This window comes from Priestia sp. VA7 (genome assembly GCF_055710015.1).
Genome location: NZ_JBVQPN010000009.1, coordinates 1 through 22,571 on the forward strand (window position 1 = coordinate 1; position 22,571 = coordinate 22,571).

The 22,571-nt window shown below is 34.9% G+C and carries 22 protein-coding genes; 17 read left to right on the forward strand and 5 right to left on the reverse strand.

The window, feature by feature from the left end; translation table 11 throughout:
• Positions 1-298: 298 nt before the first annotated feature.
• On the forward strand, positions 299-523 hold the full coding sequence (locus AC0C45_RS25920) for a helix-turn-helix domain-containing protein (RefSeq protein ID WP_016766545.1): 225 nt from the start codon (positions 299-301) through the stop codon (positions 521-523).
• Between the two features lie 505 nt (positions 524-1,028).
• Here AC0C45_RS25920 and AC0C45_RS25925 read toward each other — a convergent pair.
• Both AC0C45_RS25925 and AC0C45_RS25930 read right to left on the reverse strand, forming a co-directional pair.
• Positions 1,029-1,724, reverse strand: coding sequence for a hypothetical protein (locus AC0C45_RS25925; protein ID WP_237894606.1), 696 nt, complete (start codon positions 1,722-1,724; stop codon positions 1,029-1,031).
• Positions 1,721-2,854, reverse strand: coding sequence for an FtsK/SpoIIIE domain-containing protein (locus AC0C45_RS25930; protein ID WP_237894605.1), 1,134 nt, complete (start codon positions 2,852-2,854; stop codon positions 1,721-1,723). Before AC0C45_RS25930 ends, AC0C45_RS25925 begins: the two co-directional genes overlap by 4 nt.
• Before the next feature lie 875 nt (positions 2,855-3,729).
• Here AC0C45_RS25930 and AC0C45_RS25935 point away from each other — a divergent pair.
• Together AC0C45_RS25935 and AC0C45_RS25940 are read left to right on the forward strand one after the other, a co-directional pair.
• Positions 3,730-3,981, forward strand: a complete 252-nt coding sequence (locus AC0C45_RS25935; RefSeq protein ID WP_237894603.1) for a hypothetical protein — start codon at positions 3,730-3,732, stop codon at positions 3,979-3,981.
• Positions 3,982-4,285: 304 nt separating this feature from the next.
• On the forward strand, positions 4,286-4,795 hold the full coding sequence (locus tag AC0C45_RS25940) for a PCYCGC domain-containing protein (protein WP_257064456.1): 510 nt from the start codon (positions 4,286-4,288) through the stop codon (positions 4,793-4,795).
• Between the two features lie 103 nt (positions 4,796-4,898).
• Here the strand turns inward: AC0C45_RS25940 and AC0C45_RS25945 are convergent, their stop codons facing one another.
• Positions 4,899-6,518, reverse strand: coding sequence for a multicopper oxidase family protein (locus tag AC0C45_RS25945; protein ID WP_472929039.1), 1,620 nt, complete (start codon positions 6,516-6,518; stop codon positions 4,899-4,901).
• A gap of 194 nt (positions 6,519-6,712) precedes the next feature.
• On the opposite strand from AC0C45_RS25945, the gene AC0C45_RS25950 reads away from it, so the two are divergent.
• From AC0C45_RS25950 to AC0C45_RS26000, 11 genes are all read left to right on the forward strand, one after another.
• Positions 6,713-8,089 carry a sensor histidine kinase gene (locus AC0C45_RS25950; RefSeq protein ID WP_237894600.1) on the forward strand — a complete coding sequence of 459 codons (1,377 nt, stop codon included), beginning with the start codon at positions 6,713-6,715 and terminating at the stop codon, positions 8,087-8,089.
• A gap of 1 nt (position 8,090) precedes the next feature.
• Positions 8,091-8,771, forward strand: a complete 681-nt coding sequence (locus tag AC0C45_RS25955) for a response regulator transcription factor (protein ID WP_237894599.1) — start codon at positions 8,091-8,093, stop codon at positions 8,769-8,771.
• Positions 8,753-9,319, forward strand: a complete 567-nt coding sequence (locus AC0C45_RS25960; RefSeq protein ID WP_237894598.1) for a TVP38/TMEM64 family protein — start codon at positions 8,753-8,755, stop codon at positions 9,317-9,319. Before AC0C45_RS25955 ends, AC0C45_RS25960 begins: the two co-directional genes overlap by 19 nt.
• A 54-nt stretch (positions 9,320-9,373) precedes the next feature.
• Complete coding sequence (spoIIP, locus tag AC0C45_RS25965) at positions 9,374-10,552, forward strand: stage II sporulation protein P (protein WP_237894597.1); 1,179 nt, start codon at positions 9,374-9,376, stop codon at positions 10,550-10,552.
• A 153-nt stretch (positions 10,553-10,705) separates the two neighbouring features.
• Entirely contained in the window at positions 10,706-11,038 is a 333-nt protein-coding gene (locus AC0C45_RS25970; RefSeq protein ID WP_237894596.1) for a metal-sensitive transcriptional regulator, read from the forward strand.
• Between the two features lie 17 nt (positions 11,039-11,055).
• On the forward strand, positions 11,056-11,262 hold the full coding sequence (gene copZ / locus AC0C45_RS25975) for a copper chaperone CopZ (protein ID WP_050689524.1): 207 nt from the start codon (positions 11,056-11,058) through the stop codon (positions 11,260-11,262).
• Positions 11,263-11,344: 82 nt separating this feature from the next.
• Positions 11,345-13,762 (forward strand): heavy metal translocating P-type ATPase, encoded by a 2,418-nt coding sequence (locus AC0C45_RS25980; protein ID WP_237894595.1) that lies wholly within the window; start codon positions 11,345-11,347, stop codon positions 13,760-13,762.
• Between the two features lie 14 nt (positions 13,763-13,776).
• Complete coding sequence (locus AC0C45_RS25985; RefSeq protein ID WP_237894594.1) at positions 13,777-13,938, forward strand: hypothetical protein; 162 nt, start codon at positions 13,777-13,779, stop codon at positions 13,936-13,938.
• Between the two features lie 5 nt (positions 13,939-13,943).
• On the forward strand, positions 13,944-14,273 hold the full coding sequence (locus AC0C45_RS25990; protein WP_237894593.1) for a (2Fe-2S) ferredoxin domain-containing protein: 330 nt from the start codon (positions 13,944-13,946) through the stop codon (positions 14,271-14,273).
• 173 nt (positions 14,274-14,446) lie between these two features.
• A complete protein-coding gene (locus tag AC0C45_RS25995; RefSeq protein ID WP_237894592.1) occupies positions 14,447-15,151 on the forward strand; it encodes a response regulator transcription factor in 705 nt (234 codons plus the stop codon).
• Entirely contained in the window at positions 15,148-16,566 is a 1,419-nt protein-coding gene (locus AC0C45_RS26000) for a sensor histidine kinase (protein WP_472929040.1), read from the forward strand. Before AC0C45_RS25995 ends, AC0C45_RS26000 begins: the two co-directional genes overlap by 4 nt.
• Positions 16,567-16,812: 246 nt before the next feature.
• On the opposite strand, the gene asnB is transcribed toward AC0C45_RS26000, so the two are convergent.
• Positions 16,813-18,717 carry an asparagine synthase (glutamine-hydrolyzing) gene (gene asnB, locus AC0C45_RS26005; protein WP_237894590.1) on the reverse strand — a complete coding sequence of 635 codons (1,905 nt, stop codon included), beginning with the start codon at positions 18,715-18,717 and terminating at the stop codon, positions 16,813-16,815.
• A gap of 204 nt (positions 18,718-18,921) precedes the next feature.
• On the opposite strand from asnB, the gene AC0C45_RS26010 reads away from it, so the two are divergent.
• The 3 genes from AC0C45_RS26010 to AC0C45_RS26020 all read left to right on the forward strand — a co-directional run bounded on the left by AC0C45_RS26010 (position 18,922) and on the right by AC0C45_RS26020 (position 21,895).
• On the forward strand, positions 18,922-19,848 hold the full coding sequence (locus AC0C45_RS26010) for a cupredoxin domain-containing protein (protein ID WP_237894589.1): 927 nt from the start codon (positions 18,922-18,924) through the stop codon (positions 19,846-19,848).
• Positions 19,849-20,043: 195 nt separating this feature from the next.
• A complete protein-coding gene (locus AC0C45_RS26015) occupies positions 20,044-20,988 on the forward strand; it encodes a C40 family peptidase (protein ID WP_257064472.1) in 945 nt (314 codons plus the stop codon).
• A gap of 313 nt (positions 20,989-21,301) precedes the next feature.
• Positions 21,302-21,895 (forward strand): YdhK family protein, encoded by a 594-nt coding sequence (locus AC0C45_RS26020; protein ID WP_237894587.1) that lies wholly within the window; start codon positions 21,302-21,304, stop codon positions 21,893-21,895.
• A 136-nt stretch (positions 21,896-22,031) separates the two neighbouring features.
• On the opposite strand, the gene AC0C45_RS26025 is transcribed toward AC0C45_RS26020, so the two are convergent.
• Positions 22,032-22,361 carry a four-helix bundle copper-binding protein gene (locus AC0C45_RS26025; protein WP_237894586.1) on the reverse strand — a complete coding sequence of 110 codons (330 nt, stop codon included), beginning with the start codon at positions 22,359-22,361 and terminating at the stop codon, positions 22,032-22,034.
• Positions 22,362-22,571 lie beyond the last annotated feature (210 nt).

Below are 22,571 nucleotides of genomic sequence, written 5' to 3' on the forward strand. Positions count from 1 at the left end.
GCAAACTGCTTCATGCCAGGTTGCTTTTTATTTTCTATGATACTCAAAAACTATTCATACCTATAACAAAGACCGCCCATTATGTATCAGTGTATAAGGCGGTCTTAACTGTATTCATGCTATATGATTATGACAAAAATATCGACATTATTCTAAACAAATTTACTAAGCCCATATATTTTTCTGGCTCTGTACTTTAGCATATGAAGAATGCTTGTCTATCTTTCCTATTTTTCTTTGAAAAGATGAATATTTTTAAGAAATTCAGTCAAACCTGCTTAAAAAGGAGGTTTTTATCTTGTGGAGTAAAGGGAAGAAGCGAAGCAAATTAGGTAGGTTTCTAGATAAAGAAGGATATTCTCAAACTGAGTTAAGTGAAATTACTAAAATAAACAAAAATACGATAAGTAAAATTTGTAATGACTCTAATTATGTACCATCAGGTACTACAATAAAAAAAATTATGAAGGCCTTAAGGAAACTTGATTCGAGATTAAAGCCAGATGACTTTTTTGACTTATAAAAAGTAAATAAAGAGACAGTTGTTCGATATGATAAATTTTTTGTCGTAATCCAGTTACATATTTTTGCGCAATATTTTAATTAATAGATTATGAACCTTTACCCGGGACGCACTCTGACGCTCACGAACCTTCACTTTCGTTTACTATAACTATCTTCCCTCAGTAGTATTCTGGAGCATGCCTCTTTCCTCTGTTTTCCATTTCCACATGCAACCGACAGGCTCGTTACCAAACATGCCTTTTCATACGGAGATCATCTTCGCGTCTAGATGAGTAGTGTTAGCTACACTGTAAGAAAGCGACTTCTTGTCGTACCATAATCACTTTTTCTGAAACATCTCATAAAAAAAGAACCCTTCAGAGAGTAAGGATTCTAACTAGGATAGTTTTCTGTTTTATGCAGACTTTTTATAAACCAGTTTATGAATTCCCTTAAAAGCTATCCGTCCTATAATGGTGTAGCTGAGCTGTCTTTTTATTTAGAAAGTATATTTTCTCAGTCTCCTATGTTAGGTTAATTTTGATTCCATTTGACGATGATACTACTTTTGGTCTTTCTTCACTTTGTTTTTTATGAGAACTTTTATGTTTCTCTATAAGTTCATGAATACTTGCTACTTGTATGATGCGGATATGGTCTGAAGACACCACATACCGAACAGGCGTAATCAAAAGTATGGAGGGGAAGACGGCTGCTCGACCCTCTGGCTGCCAATGTAAGGTTTTCCACTCATCTGAAAAGAAAAACTCCTCATAGAGGTTGACCTTCGCCTGCATCTTCTGTTCAGAATACTGATTTCTCTGAATTTCAATCCAAAACGGAGATCCTTTAAAGATACAAAAGAGATCGGGTTCAATGCCTCCTTTTCGTCCCGTGGGCTTATCTTCAACAATCACCTGTTTAGGCGCACTATACGTACACATTTGTTTATAGATATCTAGAATGGAAAGGAAATGTAATATCTTTTGAGAGTTCTTTTTGATCTTTGCATCTACAGGCAAATAGACCGTCGGAGAATACTGCTGGGTGCGTTCAATCATTCCTAACCGATATAAACGTACCATCACGCTATTACACGCATTTATGGGTGATTTCAGCTGTTTAAAGAACAGTTCCACTAATGAGTCGCGATCCACAGCCCGAAACTGATTGATAAACGCAATGATGTCTTTATCACGCTGAGATAACCGAAAGCTCATCGTTGTTCCTCCTTCTCTAATAACCCAAAGATAGGCTGTGGTACGACCTCAAGCTGAGGTTCAGGGTCTTTTATGCGTGTTTTATAAGGAGAAAGCATTTCCTTACAAGCTTCTTCATCTAAGAAATAAGCTTGAAACTCTTTTACGTCATCAATTTTAATTTTCATACGTCCTCTAGCTGCAGCATCGATCTCTTCTGCTCCAAGTACGCCTGCCACCTTTGCATTCGTGGCATCAGCTTGCCTTCCAGAGATTCTTACTCGTAAGTTCGCCTTTAATGCTGAATTTAATAAATCGGCATCTGGACGCTGCATGGCAATAATCGTATGAACGCCCAGCGCACGACCCTGGCTAGCAAACTGTTGAATCATCTCTACAAGATCCGTTTCTCTCTTCACGATGGACATTTCATCAATTACCACAACGATACGAGGTAGCTTAAAAGGAAGCCTGCTGATATGAGTCACACCATGCTCTAACAATAAATCGCCTCTTCGATACATTTCAGCTCGTAATAAGGCAAAAGGTTTTCTCATATCCTTTGCCTCAAAACAAAGCGCATCTACATGCTCAATGCCATGAAACAGCCCTAAATCAGCTCGTTTGAGATCGACTAATACTAATCGCAGATCATCAGGTGATGTATATTTCACCCATGTCGTGAGGATAACGCGCATGAGACTGCTTTTTCCGGCTCCAATTTCGCCAGATATTAATAAGGTTTCTAAATCAGCAAAATCCCATGAAACGGGGTTTCCATAGATATCTTGACCAATGCATACTGGAAGCTCCATTTTCTCAATATGAGGATGGATGGCTTCATAATTATAATTGAGCATCTTAGGCAGGACTTTGTGATGAACGGTAATACTAAAGTTCTTCAGGGTGCCATTTATCTCGATATTGCTGCCTAATACTTGCCGTAAGGCCCATCTTTTTTTCGTTAAAAGTTCAGGATCAATACCATTCAGTAAGGAAAAAGCATACCGAGTGTAAGTATGATGGTTATCGATTTGATGAATTTTTGGAAACTGATACGAGGTCCGATCTCCATGCTTAGCAACCCGATAAATTTCTGCTGTACGAAACGCTTTTATCAATTGGCCCCGTAATTTGAGCTTTTCAAACATCAACATTCCTCCTCAAAATATAAATGTCGCAAAAAAGTAAATTAAGGCGCTATAGAACGCAACAGGCAAGATAAAGCGCATTACCTTTGTGAAGTGATCAACGAGATCGATGACACCCCAGCGTTCTAATATTCGTTCGATTATGGCAATCCCTAAGACAATGCCTCCTATGGTAAGAATGGTGGGGTCAAGCATGGCTAGTGGACTAAAAGGAACAAAGAAATAAGCCCTGAAGGGACGAGATCTCGTAAGAGATGAATTGAGGGTTAAAGTAAATATCTTTCGAAAAGGAAACCGGTGTGTTTTTCCCATGTTAGCACCTTCTCTCATTCTTTTAATTTTTTGCCTTTCATGTATGCATGATTTCAGCTCGACGCATCCGGTCGCCCCCTTCGCCTCTTCGGCTCAGCTCCCTTACAGATTCCACGAAGGGCTTTACTAGGCGTATATAGCTTGTATTAACGCGGTAACGTTACTGAACTAGCTACTGATTACGTAATGAAGGCGTAATTCTTTAGATACTATGTAGCTACTTCAGTAAGCTTGCCTGTCCAATCAAAAAATAACGAAGAACCCTTACTGCAGTAGGGGATTAGTAGATGGTGATGTAAGATATGCTGGGGGTTGTCCTAGTGGTTTATCTTTTCATGAAATGGACGAAAAATTAAAAAATGTCCCATTCACTGCAGTACTGGATGAGAAATAAACCTGTACAAAAGGATAAAGGGAATATCACTAACATATTTAAAGGATGTTCAAACATTTATTTGATTATTTTATTTATATTTTAAAATAGGAACTAAATTGATGACAAAAAAACATATGCTGATTAACAGAGGATAGTTTAAGGTTGATGGCAACAAGGGGGGAAAGACATGAAATGTATTAAAGCATTAAAAGTATTTTATGTTATTTTAGCTGCAGTAGGGGCTATTCTAGCAATCGTTTCTTACTTTCAGCATTCACTTTATTTGAAATCACTGGGTCTTGTTTTGTTAGGGGCATCTCTCGTTTTTAATGGCTATGCTACTCATTTAGAGTGGAAAGGAAAGAGTCCCTTTCTTTATATGGCCATAGGTCTAATAGTGATTGTGATAGCTATAGGTGGTTTTACTGGGACATGGTAGCGAAGAAAAGACTGTATAAATAGAATATATATTGAACTTTTAAGGTTCTAACATCTAAGAACAACCAAACTATCCTCATTTGTAATAAGAGTTTCTTACTAATTTTTACTCTTTTGTAAGTAAATTAAATTATTTCTGTTAAACATTTATTAATATTCTCTTTCACTTTTGCACAGCCAGTAAAAGTATTTTGTTTACGGTAGTTTCAAAAACGATAAGAGTGATGGATATACCTTGTAGGTTGAACTTTTCCTTACTATTATAGAATTAGTTACTAATATACTAGTAGGAAAGGGTGTCTCATTTGCACAAAAAGTCTTTAGTTGTATTAATCATGCTAATAGTAAGTATAGCTTCTGCAGCTTGTTCAAGTTCAAATACAAGTGAAGAAAAAACAAGTCATACAGTGAAAGAACATCAACAGCATTCTGAACACGTTAGTGGTGACATTAAGGAAGAAACAGCAAGTAATGAAATCTTGCCTGGGTTTTTAAAGGATAAATCAGAAGATATGCAGGTTATTTATGCAAGTGTTGCCCAAAATAAAGAACTATTAGAGAATATTCCATGTTATTGCGGCTGTGGTGAATCAGCTGGACATACGAATAACTATGATTGCTTTATCTATGAGAACAAAAAAGATGGAAAAGTAGTTTGGGATGACCACGGAACAAAATGTGGTGTCTGTCTTGAGATAGCTGCTCAATCAGTCTCTGATTTAAAAGCTGGTAAATCAATTAAACAAATTCGCCAATCAATTGATGAGAAATATAAAAGTGGCTACGCACAACCTACTCCAACTCCGGAAGTTTAAAATTTATATCAACTACAATAGCTCCCTGGCCGTAATTAAAGCTAGTAAGAGAGCTCTTAATCAAAACGAGCCCTAGGTAATAATTGATACCTAGGGCTTTAGTTTATTCAGGTTTATTATTTGCACTTGGATCTGGTGTGAAAGAAGATTTATAATCCTTATATTTTACTTCGGTGACCATTCCAGCAGAAGCATGATGTAAATCGTGACAATGGAACATCCAGTTTCCAGGATTGTCAGCTTTAAACGCTACAACATATTCTTCACCTGGTTTAACATTCAGTGTATCTTTCATTAGTGGTGAACCTTCTAAAGCCTTTCCGTTTTTACTCAACACTTGAAAGAAATGTCCATGTAAGTGCATTGGATGATCAGCTGATTTAGATGTGTTTGTCAACGTTACTTTAACTAAATCGCCTTCTTTTACATCTAATGGTTCAGTATTAGGATAGGTTCTATTATTGATTGTATAAACCATGCTATTGTCCTTCATCGCTGTACCAAGATTCATTTTATAATCAACGTCATATTTGCTATCAAGGGAGAAATTACTTTTTGTTGTTTTTCCGTATTTAGTGATATCAATGTTTGGTAAAGACTCTTTTGGATTTTGCTTATCATTTGTCTTCTCTGAATTATTATAAACAATTTTAGCAACCATGTTTTTAGCAGCATCAGTATCATCATGAGATTCAATATACGATGTTCCTGGGTTGTTAGCTTTAAATACTAAATCATATCGCTCACCTGGAGCGACTGTCAACGTTTGATCTTTTATAATAGCAGGATCATTAATTGGTTGCCCATCTGTTGAGACAATTTTAAAGTCATATCCATGTACATGTATCTTATGAGAGATATATCCTGCATTTACTAAACGAAGTTTCACAGTGTCTCCCTCTGTAACTTTTAGGGTTTCCATATTTTTTGCACTTTTTCCATTAATGGTATAAAGATCGTACATGCTCATGTCATCTTTCATGTTCATGTTCATCCCATCCATGCTTTCACTTGAGTCATCTGTACCTTTGGTATCTTTATCACTTGTCATGGAACTATGATCCATACCTTCCATACTGCTCTCACCTGATGAAATCCATTCATCTAATACAAGTGTGTAATCTTTATCCACTTTTTCTTCATCTTTTCCTTCTACAATCAACGTCCCGTATAAGCCTTTATCTATCTGGTTTACACTATCTTGATGAGAGTGGTACCAATATGTTCCCGGAGTAGAAGCTGTAAATTCATAAGTGAATGTTTTACCAGGCTGTACAGCATTCATGGTGACCCCTGGGATACCATCTTGACTGTTTGGTACAGGAAGCCCATGCCAGTGGATAGTTACAGGTTCAGATAATTCATTTTTTAGATTAACTTTAACTTTATCACCTTGTTTAACTCGAATTTGAGATCCAGGTACGGATCCATCGTATGTCCAAACAGGTAATTTCGTTCCATTACCGAAATCATGTGTAGCTTCCTTAGCTGTTAGAGTAAATTCTTTTCCTGTCTTTATCTGTGTTGCTTGAGTAGAAGGAAGTTTTTCTTTCTTACTCTCTTCTCCCTTGCCTGTATTCATATTGGACATATCATGATTGTTCATGTCTTCTTCATTCATATTAGACATGTCATGCCCTTTCATGCTGCCCTCACTATTAGAACATGCCACTCCAATTACAACTAATAATGAAAACATTAAAGTTAGCCATATTTTTTTCACTACGGCACCTCCATAATAACTTAATATGTCTATAATGTAATTTATAATTGTGCAGAATGTTTGCAGATATTGTAAATAATTAATAACTTACGAAATTTGTCTAAAGATAATTTTGAAGTAATAACCAATCTGCACACTTTCTTCACATATTTTTTCTAAAATTTATTGAAGGCTAAGTTAAAGGACGTGAAAACATGAATAGAATCTCAATAAAACTTGGCTTGTTGTTTCTAGTTTTTATTCTATTGATTGAGGTTGGATTATTTTTTTATCTATATACTGGGCTGGCTGGTACGAGAATTTCAGAGGAATTAGAAAGTTTGAGACTACGAGGGAACAGCCATCGTGAAGTATTAGAGAAACACCATGATTCTGCTACCCTAAGCCATGTCGCTTTGATGGAATCTGAAACACAGACAGATGTAATTATTACAGATGAAGATGGAAAAATCATACGGACTTCTACTCCTTTAGTAAAAGGAGCTAGAGAAGCTGTAGAACAATGGCAAGGCTATTCTCTTAGGTATAAAGGAGAAATAATGCAGGGGAATTGGAAGAATAAACCCTATATTGCAACTGCCTCTCCTATTAGACTAAATAAAAAAAATGTCGGAACTGTGTACATGTTCGAAAATACTAAAGATATACAAGACATGATAGCTAGGCTTCAACATCATTTTTATATAGTCGGAGTTATTTCAGTACTATTCTCAATTATCACTATTTTTGCGCTTTCTAAATTTATAACACTTCCTCTTATAAGAATGAAAGGGGCAACCCAAAAGCTTAGTCAAGGAGATTTTTCTGTTAAGCTGGGGGCACATTCAAGAGATGAATTGGGCCAGTTAGGAACATCCATTCAAACTCTTGCTAATGAACTACATCGTTTAAAGGAAGAACGTAATGACTTTTTAAGTAGCATATCACATGAACTACAAACCCCCCTTATGTACTTAAAAGGATATGCCGATGTAGCCAAACGCCAATCAAATAGTGAAGTGGAAAGAAATAAATACCTTAATATCATTGAAGAGGAAGCACAAAGGTTATCTCAACTAGTTAAAGATCTATTTCAACTTGCTCAACTTGATCAACATACATTTTTAATTCAAAAACAGAATGTCAAATTATACTCCTATTTACATCATGTAATTCAGCATTTTGATTTGGCCTTAAAAGAAAAGGATATTCAACTGCATTTAAATTGCCCACAAGAAATTGAGGTAAATATTGACCCTGAAAGATTCCAGCAAGTTGTTGTTAACTTGTTAGATAATGCATTGAAGTATTCTGACAATGGAACCAAAATTTTAGTAATAGTACGAGAACTACCTAAAAAAGTTACGATTACCTTTAAAGATCAAGGAATAGGAATTCCTTCGACCGACCTTCCTTATGTCTTTGATAAATTGTATAGAGTAGAAAAATCGCGCTCAAGGAAAAGTGGAGGTTATGGTTTAGGATTATCTATTGTAAAAGAAATTGTGGAAGCACATGGAGGCACAGTCACAATAGAAAGTGGAGTAGGAAAAGGCACTATGGTTGAAATCTTGTTAAGAGAGGATGTTTAGAATGCCAACTATTTTGTTAGTTGACGACGAATCAAGGATGTTAGATTTACTTGAACTTTATCTTACTCCAAACGGTTTTACATGTATTAAATTTGATTCTGGAATTGAAGCATTAAACTATCTAGAAGAAGGAAATGAAGCTGACTTAATGCTGTTGGATATTATGATGCCCGATAAAGATGGATGGGAGATATGTCAGGAAGTTAGAAGTAGTTCCAAAATTCCAGTCATAATGCTAACTGCACGTAATCAAACCGTTGATATAATAAAGGGTTTAAATACAGGAGCTGATGATTATATCGTTAAACCTTTTAGTGAAGGCGAACTAATTGCTCGCCTTAGAGCAGTATTAAGGAGGGCTTCAACTGAAAGTGAGGAAATTAACTATAAAGGGTTGTTATGGAGTCGAGAAAATCACTTTTTAAAATATGAAAATCAAGAAATACAAGTGACTCCAAAAGAGTTTAAATTAGTAGGATTACTCTTACAATACCCAAATAGAGTGTTTAGTCGTGAAGATTTATTAACTTCAGTATGGGGATACGATGCTGAAACTGAAGGAAGAACAATCGATTCACATGTACGAAATGTAAGGGATAAACTACGTAAAGCAAACTTTCCTGTAGATGACCATCTTCAAACTGTGTGGGGATTAGGCTATAAATGGGTAGACAGCAATTAGAGCAAGTTGTTGTTGAGTGGTTATCTACAAATGAACTTACAGGAATACTAATTAGCCTGTCCCTAAACATTGTTATAAGTGTTTTAGGCGTTATACCTAGCGTGTTTCTAACAGCTGCAAACTTGAAAATATTTGGTTTTTGGGAAGGGACCATCATTTCATTTTTAGGAGAAGTAATCGGAACAAGTGTATCTTTTTGGTTATATAAAAAGGGGTTCAAAACATTTTTAAGAAACAAAACGCAGAATCACCCTAAACTAGATAAACTCCTATCAACTACAGGGAAAGAAGCTTTTTATTTAGTTATAAGCCTGCGCTTATTACCTTTTATACCTTCCGGATTGGTTACATTCCTTGCAGCTGTTGGAAATATGGGCTTTTTAATATTCTTCTTAGCCAGTACATTAGGGAAGATCCCTGCCATAGTCTTAGAATCCTATTCAACATATCAACTAGTAAACCTAACGTTAGAAGGAAAAGTAATTTTAGCAGCGTTAGCACTAATTTTAATTCTCTATGTTGTAAGGCGTAAAAAATCAACTAGATAAATTATTATTGCTCCTTAGATTAACAGAACAATCCTAATGTACTGGAGGATGTTCATGAAAAACAGTAGGAAGAGAAGACCATTAGATCGACCAGATCGGTATACAAAGCGATCAGTAGCTGCTTTTATTACAATTTGTTTATTTCTACTAGCAATATTAATTTTAAACCCAGCTTCAAGAAGTTATATTTATGTCCATCCCCTAAATCAATGGTTAAGAAATTATCCTGCAGAGTCCATGATGTATATAATGGGAATAGAAAACAAGCATTTTAGACATGTTCTTCCAAACGGGTTTGAGCCTCCCAATGTCTTATCTGTGACTGTTGAAACGTTCACAGATATTCAGTCACAGCGAATTGCTACTCTTCTTCTAGATGAAGTACCTGGCTTTAAAACGTTTGATACAAAGATAATAGTGGCGGGTGAAGGAACAAACTACAGTAACCTTCCCGTCGAATCTTCTCCTCCTATGGATGTATTATTAAAAGAAAGAGAATTATCTAAAGAAAATCTACGAGAAATAGAAAAAACAGACAAAAGTACTGACCATAAACACAAAGAGCCTTTAAAGACTACAGAAGGTAAGAAAGTAGCCTTCATTTATCATACACATAGCCGCGAATCTTTTTTGCCTTATTTAAAAGGAGAAGACAATCCAGATAATGCCCATGACTCTAAAGTGAATATTATGTTGGTAGGCAAAAAATTAGGTGAAAAGTTAGAACAAAAGGGGATTGGAACGGAAGTAAATACAACTGATGTTGTAAAAGAATTAGAATCAAAAGGGTTGGATTATCGTAGTTCATATAAAATGACTCGAGAAATTTTACAAACATCCACTAATCAAAACAGAAATTTAACTTTCTTTTTTGACTTACATCGGGATTCGCAAAGAAGATCAATAACCACAAAAGAAATTAACGGTAAAAACTATGCGAGATTATTTTTTATTATTGGCACGGAATACAAGAACTATGAAAAAAACCTACAGTTTGCTAAAGGATTAAATACTCTTTTAGAGAAGAATTATCCTGGGATATCCAGAGGTATATTTGAAAAAAATAAAACTCAAGGAAATGGCGTATACAATCAGGATTTATCGACCCACTCCATTATTATAGAAGTTGGTGGAGTTGATAATACCATGGAAGAAATGTATCGGACAACAGATGCTTTAGCAGAAGTAATAGCAGATTATTACTGGCAAGCAGAAGCTGTCACGAATCAATAATATAGATATATTTTTTAATAATATTACGCCCTACCCTGGAAATCTTCTATCTTACTTTCAGGGTGTTTTTAAATTTTTTTAAAAAAAGGGCGTTTACCCCTTCACATAGGGTAGGGGGGTACCGTATAATATAATCAAGAAGGAGTTGATTGAATGGATGAATTAGAGAAAACTACTGACAATGATAGTTGTTGCTCTATAAACAGTGAACGTAAAAGTCATCACTCACCAGAAGTTAAGAAAAACCTAGCAAGTAGACTAAATCGTATCGAGGGACAGATCCGCGGTATCAAAGGGTTGATTGAGAAAGATACTTATTGTGATGATGTAATTACTCAAATTTCAGCCGTACAATCTGCTTTAAATGGTGTAAGTAAGATATTACTTGAAGGACACCTTAAACACTGTATAGTTGAGCGCGTTCAAGAGGGCGATCAAGAAGTAATAGATGAACTATTAACTACAATTAAACGATTAATGAAATAAAAGAGGAGATGTCAATAATGGAAAAAGTAACATTATCAGTAAAAGGAATGTCTTGTGGTCATTGTGTGAAATCTGTTGAAGGTAGTGTTGGTGAACTTAATGGTGTCCAACATGTAGAAGTAAATTTAAGCGAAGCAAAGGTAACTGTTGAATTTGATCAAAACAAAGTATCTTTAGAGTCAATTAAAGAAGCGATTGATGACCAAGGTTATGAAGTAGCCTAAATTAAAATAGCGTGCGAATTTTTATGCACGCTTTCTTTAGGTATTGAATATACCTAGTAGGGGTATAATAGGAGGTTATAAAATGAGCGAACAGCAAAAAGAAACCACTTTACAAATTAGTGGCATGACTTGTGCAGCTTGCGCAAATCGTATCGAAAAAGGATTAAAAAAAATTGAAGGTGTTGAAGACGTTAACGTAAATTTTGCCTTAGAAAGATCAACTATAATATACGATCCATCAAAAACAACTACTCAAGATTTTGAGCAAAGAATTCAAAAGTTGGGTTATGACGTTGTAAATGAAAAAGATGAATTTAGTATTATAGGTATGACTTGTGCAGCTTGTGCAAACCGAATTGAAAAAGGATTAAATAAATTAGAGGGAGTCTCAAAAGCAACAGTTAACTTTGCACTAGAGACAGCTACTGTAGAATATACCCCCTCCCAGGTAAGTACAACAGACATGATTCATCGAGTAGAGAAGCTTGGATATGGTGCTACATTAAAGTCAGAAGAAAAAGAAGAGGATTTGAATCATCGAGAAAAGGAAATTGCAAAGCAAAAAGGGAAGTTTTGGTTTTCACTTATTCTAAGTATCCCTTTGTTATGGGCAATGGTTAGTCACTTTTCGTTTACTTCGTTTATTCCATTGCCAGCAATGTTAATGAACCCTTGGGTTCAATTAGCTCTAGCAACACCAGTGCAGTTTATTGTAGGTAAACAATTTTATGTGGGTGCTTTCAAAGCGCTTCGTAATAAAAGTGCCAATATGGATGTTCTCGTCGCCTTAGGAACGAGTGCAGCGTATTTCTATAGTTTATATGTTTCAATCAAATCAATAGGTTCAAACGCTCCAATGATTGAACTTTATTATGAAACAAGTGCCGTATTACTCACGCTTATTATATTAGGTAAGTTATTTGAAGCAAGTGCTAAAGGCCGTTCTTCTGAGGCCATCAAAAAACTTATGGGCTTACAGGCGAAAACGGCAACTGTCTTACGAGATGGTGAAGAAGTTGAAATTCCTATTGAAGAAGTACAATCAGGAGATATCGTGTATGTAAAACCGGGTGAAAAGGTACCGGTAGATGGAGAAATTGTAGAAGGTCAATCTGCTTTAGACGAATCCATGTTAACAGGAGAAAGTGTTCCAGTAGACAAAACGGTTGGAGATGCAGTTATTGGAGCAACCATTAATAAAAATGGATTTTTAAAAGTGAAAGCCACAAAGGTCGGAAGAGATACAGCTTTAGCGCAAATAATTAAAGTAGTGGAAGAAGCTCAGGGTTCAAAAGCACCTATTCAACGATTAGCTGACCAAATTTCCGGTATATTTGTTCCAATTGTAGTTGGTATTGCTATTGTAACCTTTTTAATTTGGTATATCTGGGTTCAACCAGGTGATTTTGCCTCAGCACTAGAAAAATTAATCGCAGTATTAGTAATTGCTTGTCCATGTGCACTAGGGTTAGCAACGCCAACTTCTATTATGGCAGGATCAGGTCGTGCAGCAGAGTTTGGTATCTTATTTAAAGGTGGAGAGCACTTAGAAACTACTCATAGAATCAATACCATTATCTTAGATAAAACAGGTACAGTCACAAACGGTACTCCCGAATTGACCGACGTATTTGTATCAAGTGGAATTGAAGACCAGGAGTTTTTAGAGTTGGTAGGTTCAGCTGAACGACAGTCTGAGCACCCTCTTGCTCAAGCAATTGTTGAAGGAATAAAGGCGAAAGGAATTGAACTTGTCAACCCTTCAGCATTTGAAGCTATTCCTGGTTTTGGAATCAAAGCTGTTGTAAATGAGAAAGAGTTATTAGTCGGTACACGTAAACTAATGAACCAGAATAATATCCAAATTGATAATGATTTAGAAAAAATGATTGAGTTAGAACGTGAAGGAAAAACAGCTATGTTGGTTTCTATTAATGGTCAATATGCAGGATTAATTGCTGTAGCCGATACCATCAAAGAGACTTCAAAAGAAGCTGTGACTCGATTAAAAGAGATGGGCTTAGAAGTCATTATGATTACAGGGGATAATAAGCAAACGGTCCAAGCAATTGCTCAACAAGTAGGTATTGAACATGTAACCGCTGAAGTATTGCCTGAAGGCAAAGCAGAAGAAGTGAAGAAACTCCAACAACAAGGTAAAAAAGTAGCAATGGTTGGAGATGGAATCAACGATGCTCCAGCTTTAGCTTTAGCAGATATAGGGATGGCTATTGGTACAGGTACAGATGTAGCAATGGAAGCTGCTGATATTACGCTAATGCGTGGGGACTTAAATAGTATTGCTGATGCGATCTTTATGAGTAAAAAGACAATCCAAAACATTAAACAAAATTTATTTTGGGCGTTTGGTTATAACACGTTAGGTATACCGATTGCTGCGATTGGTTTATTAGCTCCTTGGTTAGCAGGCGCAGCAATGGCATTTAGTTCTGTTTCTGTTGTTCTGAATGCATTAAGATTGCAAAGAGTGAAGTTATAAAGGAGTGTAATCATATGAAAAAATGGATAATTTCAGCCATTCTATACCTTCTTATCGTTATAGCTGCTTATACTGTTTGGGCAAGTTTTAATAAGGAACCAATGGATGAACACCAAAATCATCAATCAATTTCTCCTCCACTGCCAATTGAACAAAAAGATAATGGTAGGGTGTGATGTGAATGAACATGCACGGAGTACAAAAACATGTGCTAATCTGTAACGGGAAAACGTGCGTTAGGAATGGTGGAGAACAAGTTGCAGAAGCAATACGTGACGAAATAAAGGAAAGTGGTTGTACTAAAATGATTCATACAACCAAGACATTATGTAACGGTCAGTGTAAAAATGGAGGTATCACAATTCTATATCCAGATGGTATCTGGTATAAAGAAATGGACGAAGATTCTGGAAGAAAGCTTATTAAAGAGATAAATAATCCTCTTCCTTTAGAGGAAAAGATCCTTTTAGATTATAAAGACAATCAATTTATTGAAAAGAAAACACAATAGCAAAAGGAGTTTAGCTTTTCTCGAGCTAAACTCTTTTTTTATACAGACAAAGTATCGAATTATCAAGAAAAAAGGAATTTTAATGGGATAATCAAGAGATCTTCAAACTTTCTCCACAATTTCATGGTTTAAATAAGAAGAAGAATTTTCAGCAAGAGACAAGGAGTGTAGTAATGAAAAATATTTTGATTGTCGAAGATGAGGAGTATATGCTAGATCTACTCAAGATACATCTTTCAGATGAATATACGATTACCGAAGCAAGAGATGGACAAATTGCTCTAGATTATATAGAAAATCAGGTGTTTGATCTCGTTGTTCTAGATATAATGTTACCTCATGTAGATGGATGGACTGTATGTGAAAGAATACTGCAAAAAGGGAATACTCCTATTATTATGTTAACGGCGAGAAGTGAACTATACGACAAGGTTAAAGGGTTGGAATTGGGAGCAGATGATTATTTAATTAAGCCATTTGAATTTGAAGAATTAAAAGCAAGGATAAAAGCTTTGCTACGGAGATATGATCGTATTCAAAAAAGGGATGAAAGCAATAATCAAATTACGTTTTTAAATGGACGTTTTGTAATAGACAATGAAAGCAGACAGTTAAGTGTTAACAATCAAGTAGTCGAATTAACTGCTAAAGAGTTTTCACTACTTGCCTTACTTGCTTCTCAACCTCAACGGGTATTTACGAGAGAGATCTTGCTCGATAATATTTGGGAGATGTATGAATCACGGGATTTAAGGACTGTAGATACACATGTTAAAAACATTCGTACCAAGCTTAAAAAGATAGATAAAGAAATAAACTTGATAAAAACTGTATGGGGAATAGGCTATAAATTAAATATTCAAGAGGACATAAAATGAACGTCAAAAGTATTGTATGGAAATTAGGGTTAACAATTATGCTTCTATTTCTAATTGTATTGTTACCTTTTGGTTCTTCTATTTATAGCATCTTTTCAGGTGTATATTCTACGCAAGTACACGAAAATGTGAATGAATTGTCATTAAACCTGTCTAAAAAAGCCATTGGCCCTGACAGGAAGCAAGCAGAATTCTATGAATACTTAAGTACTATTACAGAAAAAGATATTGTTTTAGTTGATAAAAACGGAAAGGTTTTATCAACTAATCACTTATCTCAATTTAAAAAAGGAGTAACCATACCAGAAGATTTATACGTACGTTTGAGAGAAAGTGAGCACTTTGAAAGAGGCTATACAGATCCCAAAACCAAAGAATATTTCTTTACTGTAGGTCGTCCCATCTTAGAAGAGAACAAATTTAAGGGAGGGATTTTAGTCTTTGCTTCAATCGATGAGATTCATCGTTCTCTCCACAATGTAAGGAATTGGATCTTGATTACAATTATTGGGTCAATCTTTTTAGCACTTGGGTTCACGTTGTTCGTTTCAAAAAAACTCTCTAGTCCATTAATAAAAATGGAAAAAGCAACAAGAGCCATTGCAAAAGGCAACTTAGATACAAAGGTTAACGTCGCGTCGCAAGATGAAGTAGGTTCTCTAGCAAAAGCAATCAATGATCTTAGTATTGAACTTAATAATTACAGAAAAAATAGGAGTGAGTTTTTAGCAAATATCTCACATGAGCTAAGGACACCGACTTCTTATTTAAAGGGATATGCTCAACTTTTGAGAAAACATCAATACAAAAATAAAGAAGAGTTAGAGTCTTATTCAAGTATCATTGAGAGTGAAGCTGAACGCCTTGCAAAATTGATTCAAGATTTATTTGAACTGTCAAAGATGGAAGAAGGACGTTTAGAATTATATTTACAACATGTTGATGTAGAGGAAATTATTGAACAATCAGTAAGGAAAGTAATGCTAAAAGCAAAGGAAAAGAATTTAGACCTTAGTTACCATATTGATGATGAACTCCCTTTAATTTTTTCAGATGGATCACGTATAGAACAGGTTTTATTTAACCTGTTAGAAAACGCTGTGAACTATACAGAAAAAGGAAGTATTTATCTAAGTGCATGGACTGAAAAAGACCATGTTTGTATATTGATTCAAGATACAGGTATAGGAATACCTGAAGATGAGCTTCCATTTATCTTTGATCGCTTTCATCGAGTGGAAAAGTCACGCTCAAGAAAGATGGGAGGAACTGGGCTAGGCTTATCCATCGTATCGGAAATTATCAAGTTGTTGAAAGGAAGCATTGAGGTTCAAAGTAAAGGCGGAAATGGGACGTCTTTTCTTATCCATTTACCCTTGGACTCAACAATAGAGGAAAGCAATCATGAAAGATAATAGTTACATTGCCCCTATCATCTTTATCCTTATAGGCTTAACTTGTATGATATATTCACTAGCTTCAGCTTCAGGGTTTCATATTCGTTCCAATTTATGTATATGGTTTAAAGAATGCTTTTCCCCTTTGATTTTACTAATAGTCATTACGATTTCTCTTATATATATATTGCTAATAAAGAGGAAGCGACGAATTAAGAATAAACAAAAATAAAACCAATGGCCCTAAAAGCCATTGGTTTTATTTTAGTTCAAGGCTATTCCTTTTTGTTTCATCGTGTAATCAGCAGCAAAATCATAATCTTGCTCAAAAAACACTTGATACCATAAGAGGAATATTAATACGGTCCATATCTTCCGACTGTTATCAAACTTACCTAATGCATGTTGTTCAATAAGAGTTATAATAACTTCTTTATTAAGTAGATGCTTCGTATTGCTATTGTTTACTAAGTCTATAGCCCAATCATAAAGTTCATGCTTTAACCAATGACGAATAGGAACAGGAAAACCTAATTTACGACGTCTAAGAACATGATCCGGAACGATCCCTTCAGCTGCCTTACGTAAAATATACTTGGTTGTATTATTAGCGATCTTTAAATTAGTGGGAATTTTGTTTGCAACCTCAAAAACCTTAGTATCAAGGAATGGAACACGTAACTCTAATGAATGTGCCATAGTCATTTTATCAGCCTTTAATAAGATATCCCCCCTTAACCAAGTATGAAAGTCTATAAACTGCATTTTACTTACATCATCATAATCATGAGCTTTAGCATAATACGGGGATGTAATATCTGTATACTCTATATATTCCTTATAGGAAGATATAATTTTTGATTTTTCAAGTTCAGTGAAGATTTTTGCATTCCCAATGTAACGCTGTTGAAGTGGTGTAGTTCCACGCTCCAACAAACTTTTTCCTTTTATGCCTTGTGGAATGATATTACTTATTTGGTTTAGTGTCTCATGAAGGCCTGAAGGGATGTATTTAAAGAACCTTAGTGAATGGGGTTCTCTATATATGTTATACCCTCCAAACAATTCATCTGCGCCTTCTCCAGAAAGGACAACCTTTACATGTTTTCTTGCTTCACGTGCTAAAAAGTATAAAGGGACAGCTGCTGGATCCGCAAGAGGGTCATCTAAATGCCATACAATCTTTGGAAGTTCGTGAACAAATTCTTCTGGTGTTATTGTATATTGAATATTTTCTAAGCCCAATTTCTCTGCCGTTTCTTTTGCTATATCCATTTCACTATATCCTTCTGTCTCAAATCCTACAGAAAATGTCTTTAAATCTGGATGGAACTCTTTGGCAATGGATGCAATTAAACTTGAATCAATTCCACCAGAAAGGAATGAACCTACTGGAACATCACTCCTCATATGAAGCCTTACAGAATCCTTTAAAGCTTCTCGTATTTCTTTGATAAATTCATCTTCTGCTTTATGCTTTGGAGAAAAATAAGCTTCACAATACTGTTGAATCTTTAGATTCTGATTTAACTTTTTTGTAAAGTAATGACCAGGCTGTAACTTTTTAATATCAACATCCATCGTCTCAGGTTCCGGAACATATTGATAGCTAAAGTAATGCTGTAAGGATGTCCGGGAAATTATAGGTATTGTCTTTGTTTCCAACAGGCTTTTTTTCTCAGAGCTAAAGAACAATTTGTCATCTCTTTCAAGGTAATAAAAAGGCTTAATTCCAAATGGATCCCTTGCTCCAAACAAAAGTTGCTCACGCTTGTCCCAAATTACAAATGAAAGCATTCCTCTTAGATGTTTTAAAGCTTTTTCTTTTTGATCTTTATATAAGGCTAATAATACTTCAGTATCTGAAGAAGTTCGAAACTCATATCCCTTTTTGATTAAGTTTTCTTTAATTTCTACATAGTTATATATTTCACCGTTAAATACAATCCAGTAATTTTCATCGTCATAAGAAAGAGGTTGGTTCCCTTGTTCTAAGTCAATAATACTTAATCTGCTAAATCCTAAATATACATAATCATCTTTGTAATAACCTTGGTTGTCAGGACCTCTGTGGTAAATCATTGAATTTAGTTGCTTTATATCTACGGTGTGTGAAATCTTCTTAAATGATGGAGAAGAATTTAATACATATCCAACATAACCACACATTCGGCTCACCTACTTTTATAAAATTTCTTAAAAGATGGAACTATGGGATGCACCACCTTAAGTGAAATTTAACAATTAAATTTGTAGAATGTATGGAATAGTGAAAAATCATAATATTAAATTTCTTTGTAGGTACAAACAGACTAAAAAGAAGCTTGTACACATATACATGAACAAACTTCTTTTTAGTCTGAGGTGAAAATAGTGAATATATCATTTTTTATCATGATTATAGTTGTTATCTTATCAGCTGGATATATCTCTTTTTCAAGCAATAGGTACAAACATACTATAGAGAAAATGACGAGTATGACTCTTGGAATGAGCATCGGAATGATAACTAGTTTATTAATAGGAACGCTTCTCGGCGTTATGTTAAAAGGTAATTTATTCATGTCTACTATTTTAAGCATGGGAATATGTGTTGTGTTTATTTATATAATAACAGGATCTCTAGGCGTATTAACTATGGTAGAAAGTATTATGTCTGCAATGATGGGCGGAATGATGGGTGCTATGCTTGGGGATATGGTAGCAACTCAATATGCAGATACACTCATTAAGATCCTATTTACTTTATATGTCTTTACTATAAGTCTCATCATATGTTATGTTTTTCATCAAAAGTCAAAGAGAATACGTTATCTTCAGAATCCCTTTATCTATGCAATAATTATGGCAAGTTTCTTTATTTTATTTCATCAATTAGGACCAGTAGTTAATACAGCAAACAATAACTTCAGTAATAACCATCAATTGCACCAAAATCCTACTAGTAGTTCCACTCAATATAGTGGTAGTAATTCCAATGCAATGGTTATATCTAGCGAAGAATATCAGTATACGCCGTATAATTTTTCTATTAAAAAAGGACAAACTGTTACACTAAGGTTAGAAAACAAAGGAAAAATTGAACATGATTTGGAATTTAAACAAGCCAAAGGGATTAAGGTTCAGAGTGGAAGTGCTCATCACCATGAAGGTAATAATGCACTACACCTCCATGCTACCCCAGGAAAGACAAGTCAAGTAACGGTAACATTTACTCAAGACGGGATTTATAACTTCTATTGTACCTTACCAAGTCATGAACAACTGGGTATGAAAGGGACCATAACAGTGGATTCCTAAATCTAAATCGTGTGTCTTAGAAGCTTCATTAGCAAAGATGGTTTTACATTTTACATTAGAGTAAAAATGTAAAAAACTACAAATCTCCTTAATTTCTCCATACTTTTGTAAACCATTCTTAATTATCTAATCATGTCGAACGGTGGTATGATAACAATAGTTTACGAGGAAGAATATTCAGGAGGTTCCAAATAGATGAAAAAAATCATAGCAACGATGACAGTCGCAAGCGCTTTATTTGCAAGTCCAATTGTTAGTAACGCAGCCTTGGGTGATCAAACACTAAGAACTGGAATGAAGAATAACGATGTAAAAGAGTTACAACAGGTATTAAAACAAAAAGGTTATTTTAAAAATGGGACAACAACAACTTATTTTGGATCTACTACAAAACAAGCTGTTGTTAACTTTCAAAAAGCTAATAGATTAGCAACAGACGGTGTAGTTGGACCAGCCACTTTTAAGGCGTTAAAGGTAGCTGGCAGTAATCAGAGCTCAAATACATCTACTGCTGGCAGAAAAGTTTTAAAGCAAGGAATGACAAGTTCAGATGTTCAGAAATTACAACAAACCTTAAAACAAAAAGGCTATTTTAAAAATAGCACAACAACAACTTATTTTGGATCTGTTACAAAACAAGCTGTTGTTAACTTTCAAAAAGCTAATAGATTAGTAGCAGATGGAATTGTAGGTCCGGCTACATGGAAGGCACTAGGGAGCTCAGGTTCAGCTTCTACTTCATCTAAGCCTTCAACATCAAGTACTACTACTACATCTGGCGCTTCAAAATTAATTAACACAGGTAAGAAATACATGGGTGTAAAATATGTTTGGGGAGGAACTACACCAAGTGGTTTCGATTGTAGTGGATTCCTTGATTACGTATATAAAGAGGCACTTGGCGTTAAATTACCACGTACGGTTGCAGAAATTTATAAAGTTGGAGTATCTGTTAAAACTCCAAGTGTAGGAGACCTTGTTTTCTTTGAAACGTATAAGCCAGGCGCATCACATGCCGGTATCTATCTAGGCAATGGAAAGTTTCTACATAGTTCCTCTTCAAAAGGGGTAGGAATTACTGAAATGAGTAACAGTTATTGGTCTCAAAGGTATATAGGTGCTAAAAGAATTAATTATTGATTAATGAAAGGAGCTAAATAGCTCCTCTTTTTATTTATTTACATCTTCGAAAAGGAAAAGTCATTAATTTTATTATAAATTTTATAAAAACTGCACAAAAACTGCACAAAATTTATTTATGCTAAAGAAACAATGTGAAAAGTGAGCTTTTTATAAAAATCAGTTCATTATATCTGATATAAATTAATGAATGTAGGAAAAGGTAAATTAGTTATAAAAAGATTTATATATTTTTCTTTTAGTTTTACATCTGTCAATGTATATCTTTATTTTATTAAAGAGCAAATTCTGTTGCTCAGAAAGAGGGATGACAATGAAAAAGCAACTTTTTATTCTGGGTGTAGCTACAATTATAGGATTAAGTGGGTGTGGAAATAATTCCAATGGTAGTGATTCAGATACTAAGAAGGAATCAAATCAATCTGAAATGGACCATTCTAACATGAATAAGTCAGAAATGGATCACTCAGAAATGAACCATTCTACTTCAGGTGAAGTCCCTGAAGGTCTACAAGAAGCTAAGAATCCAAAGTATGAAGTAGGAAGCCAAGCAGTTATTAATGCAGATCACATGGAAGGTATGGATGGTGCGAAAGCAACGATTGTTGGAGCTTACGATACCACAGTCTATACAGTTTCTTATACACCAACAACTGGTGGAGAAAAAGTAACAAACCACAAGTGGGTCATTCAAGAGGAGCTTAAGGATGCTGATGGTAAAACGTTCAAAGCAGGAGATGAAGTTACTCTAGAAGCAGATCACATGGAAGGTATGAAAGGTGCTAAGGCTACTATCGATTCAGCTGAAAAAACTACTGTCTATATGGTCGATTACACCCCAACAACTGGTGGAGAAAAAGTAAAAAATCACAAGTGGGTCACGGAAAGTGAACTTTCAGCTAAATAAAATATACTCAAAGGTTACTAAGTGTAAGATATATATGGCATAGAAACTGCCCCTAAAACATGATTTTAGGGGCAGTTTTTTGCTCTTTACATCTTTAATTTAAAATAAAGAGGGAAACAACCTTTAGAAATTTCCTCTATACTGCTAATTTTCTACATTCTTCTCCGCATTTCAAACAAGCATCCGCACACTTTTGACAATGTTCATGATTATGTTTTTTGCACTCATTTCCACATGCTTCACAAATTTGAGCACATACTTGAGCTAATTCAGAAACAAAGGGGGTTCCTCTTCCCAAAGCTTGTTCTAGGTATGCACAAATATCTGCACATTCACGATCAAGACGAATACAATCCACCATCATATTAACATTCTCTTCTTTTAAACATGCATCATAGCAATGATTACATGCAGTCATACATTCATGTAATGTTTGAATAACCGATTGATAATTTTCATGAGACATACAAAAATTCCTCCCTTAAATTTGCTCTCTCTATTACAATAGACTAACGTTCAGTTTAATAAACATAACGAGATCTATTAATTTTGTGAAATTTATTAAATAGAAAATAAATTTTAAATTAGGGAGCATGCTAAGAGGTTAGGAACGTCAATTCCTTTTTTTAGGTAGCTTTTTATTTTATTCTTAAAGTCTCTCTTCTTTTACTTTTAA

Bases quoted from the DNA above. Each gene is read 5' to 3' on its own strand.
- AC0C45_RS25925 (WP_237894606.1), bottom strand. From the start codon at position 1,724: ATGAGCTTTCGGTTATCTCAGCGTGATAAAGACATCATTGCGTTTATC.
- AC0C45_RS25930 (WP_237894605.1), bottom strand. From the start codon at position 2,854: ATGTTTGAAAAGCTCAAATTACGGGGCCAATTGATAAAAGCGTTTCGT.
- AC0C45_RS25935 (WP_237894603.1), top strand. From the start codon at position 3,730: ATGAAATGTATTAAAGCATTAAAAGTATTTTATGTTATTTTAGCTGCA.
- AC0C45_RS25950 (WP_237894600.1), top strand. From the start codon at position 6,713: ATGAATAGAATCTCAATAAAACTTGGCTTGTTGTTTCTAGTTTTTATT.
- AC0C45_RS25955 (WP_237894599.1), top strand. From the start codon at position 8,091: ATGCCAACTATTTTGTTAGTTGACGACGAATCAAGGATGTTAGATTTA.
- AC0C45_RS25960 (WP_237894598.1), top strand. From the start codon at position 8,753: ATGGGTAGACAGCAATTAGAGCAAGTTGTTGTTGAGTGGTTATCTACA.
- spoIIP (WP_237894597.1), top strand. From the start codon at position 9,374: ATGAAAAACAGTAGGAAGAGAAGACCATTAGATCGACCAGATCGGTAT.
- AC0C45_RS25970 (WP_237894596.1), top strand. From the start codon at position 10,706: ATGGATGAATTAGAGAAAACTACTGACAATGATAGTTGTTGCTCTATA.
- copZ (WP_050689524.1), top strand. From the start codon at position 11,056: ATGGAAAAAGTAACATTATCAGTAAAAGGAATGTCTTGTGGTCATTGT.
- AC0C45_RS25980 (WP_237894595.1), top strand. From the start codon at position 11,345: ATGAGCGAACAGCAAAAAGAAACCACTTTACAAATTAGTGGCATGACT.
- AC0C45_RS25985 (WP_237894594.1), top strand. From the start codon at position 13,777: ATGAAAAAATGGATAATTTCAGCCATTCTATACCTTCTTATCGTTATA.
- AC0C45_RS25990 (WP_237894593.1), top strand. From the start codon at position 13,944: ATGAACATGCACGGAGTACAAAAACATGTGCTAATCTGTAACGGGAAA.
- AC0C45_RS25995 (WP_237894592.1), top strand. From the start codon at position 14,447: ATGAAAAATATTTTGATTGTCGAAGATGAGGAGTATATGCTAGATCTA.
- AC0C45_RS26000 (WP_472929040.1), top strand. From the start codon at position 15,148: ATGAACGTCAAAAGTATTGTATGGAAATTAGGGTTAACAATTATGCTT.
- asnB (WP_237894590.1), bottom strand. From the start codon at position 18,717: ATGTGTGGTTATGTTGGATATGTATTAAATTCTTCTCCATCATTTAAG.
- AC0C45_RS26015 (WP_257064472.1), top strand. From the start codon at position 20,044: ATGAAAAAAATCATAGCAACGATGACAGTCGCAAGCGCTTTATTTGCA.
- AC0C45_RS26020 (WP_237894587.1), top strand. From the start codon at position 21,302: ATGAAAAAGCAACTTTTTATTCTGGGTGTAGCTACAATTATAGGATTA.
- AC0C45_RS26025 (WP_237894586.1), bottom strand. From the start codon at position 22,361: ATGTCTCATGAAAATTATCAATCGGTTATTCAAACATTACATGAATGT.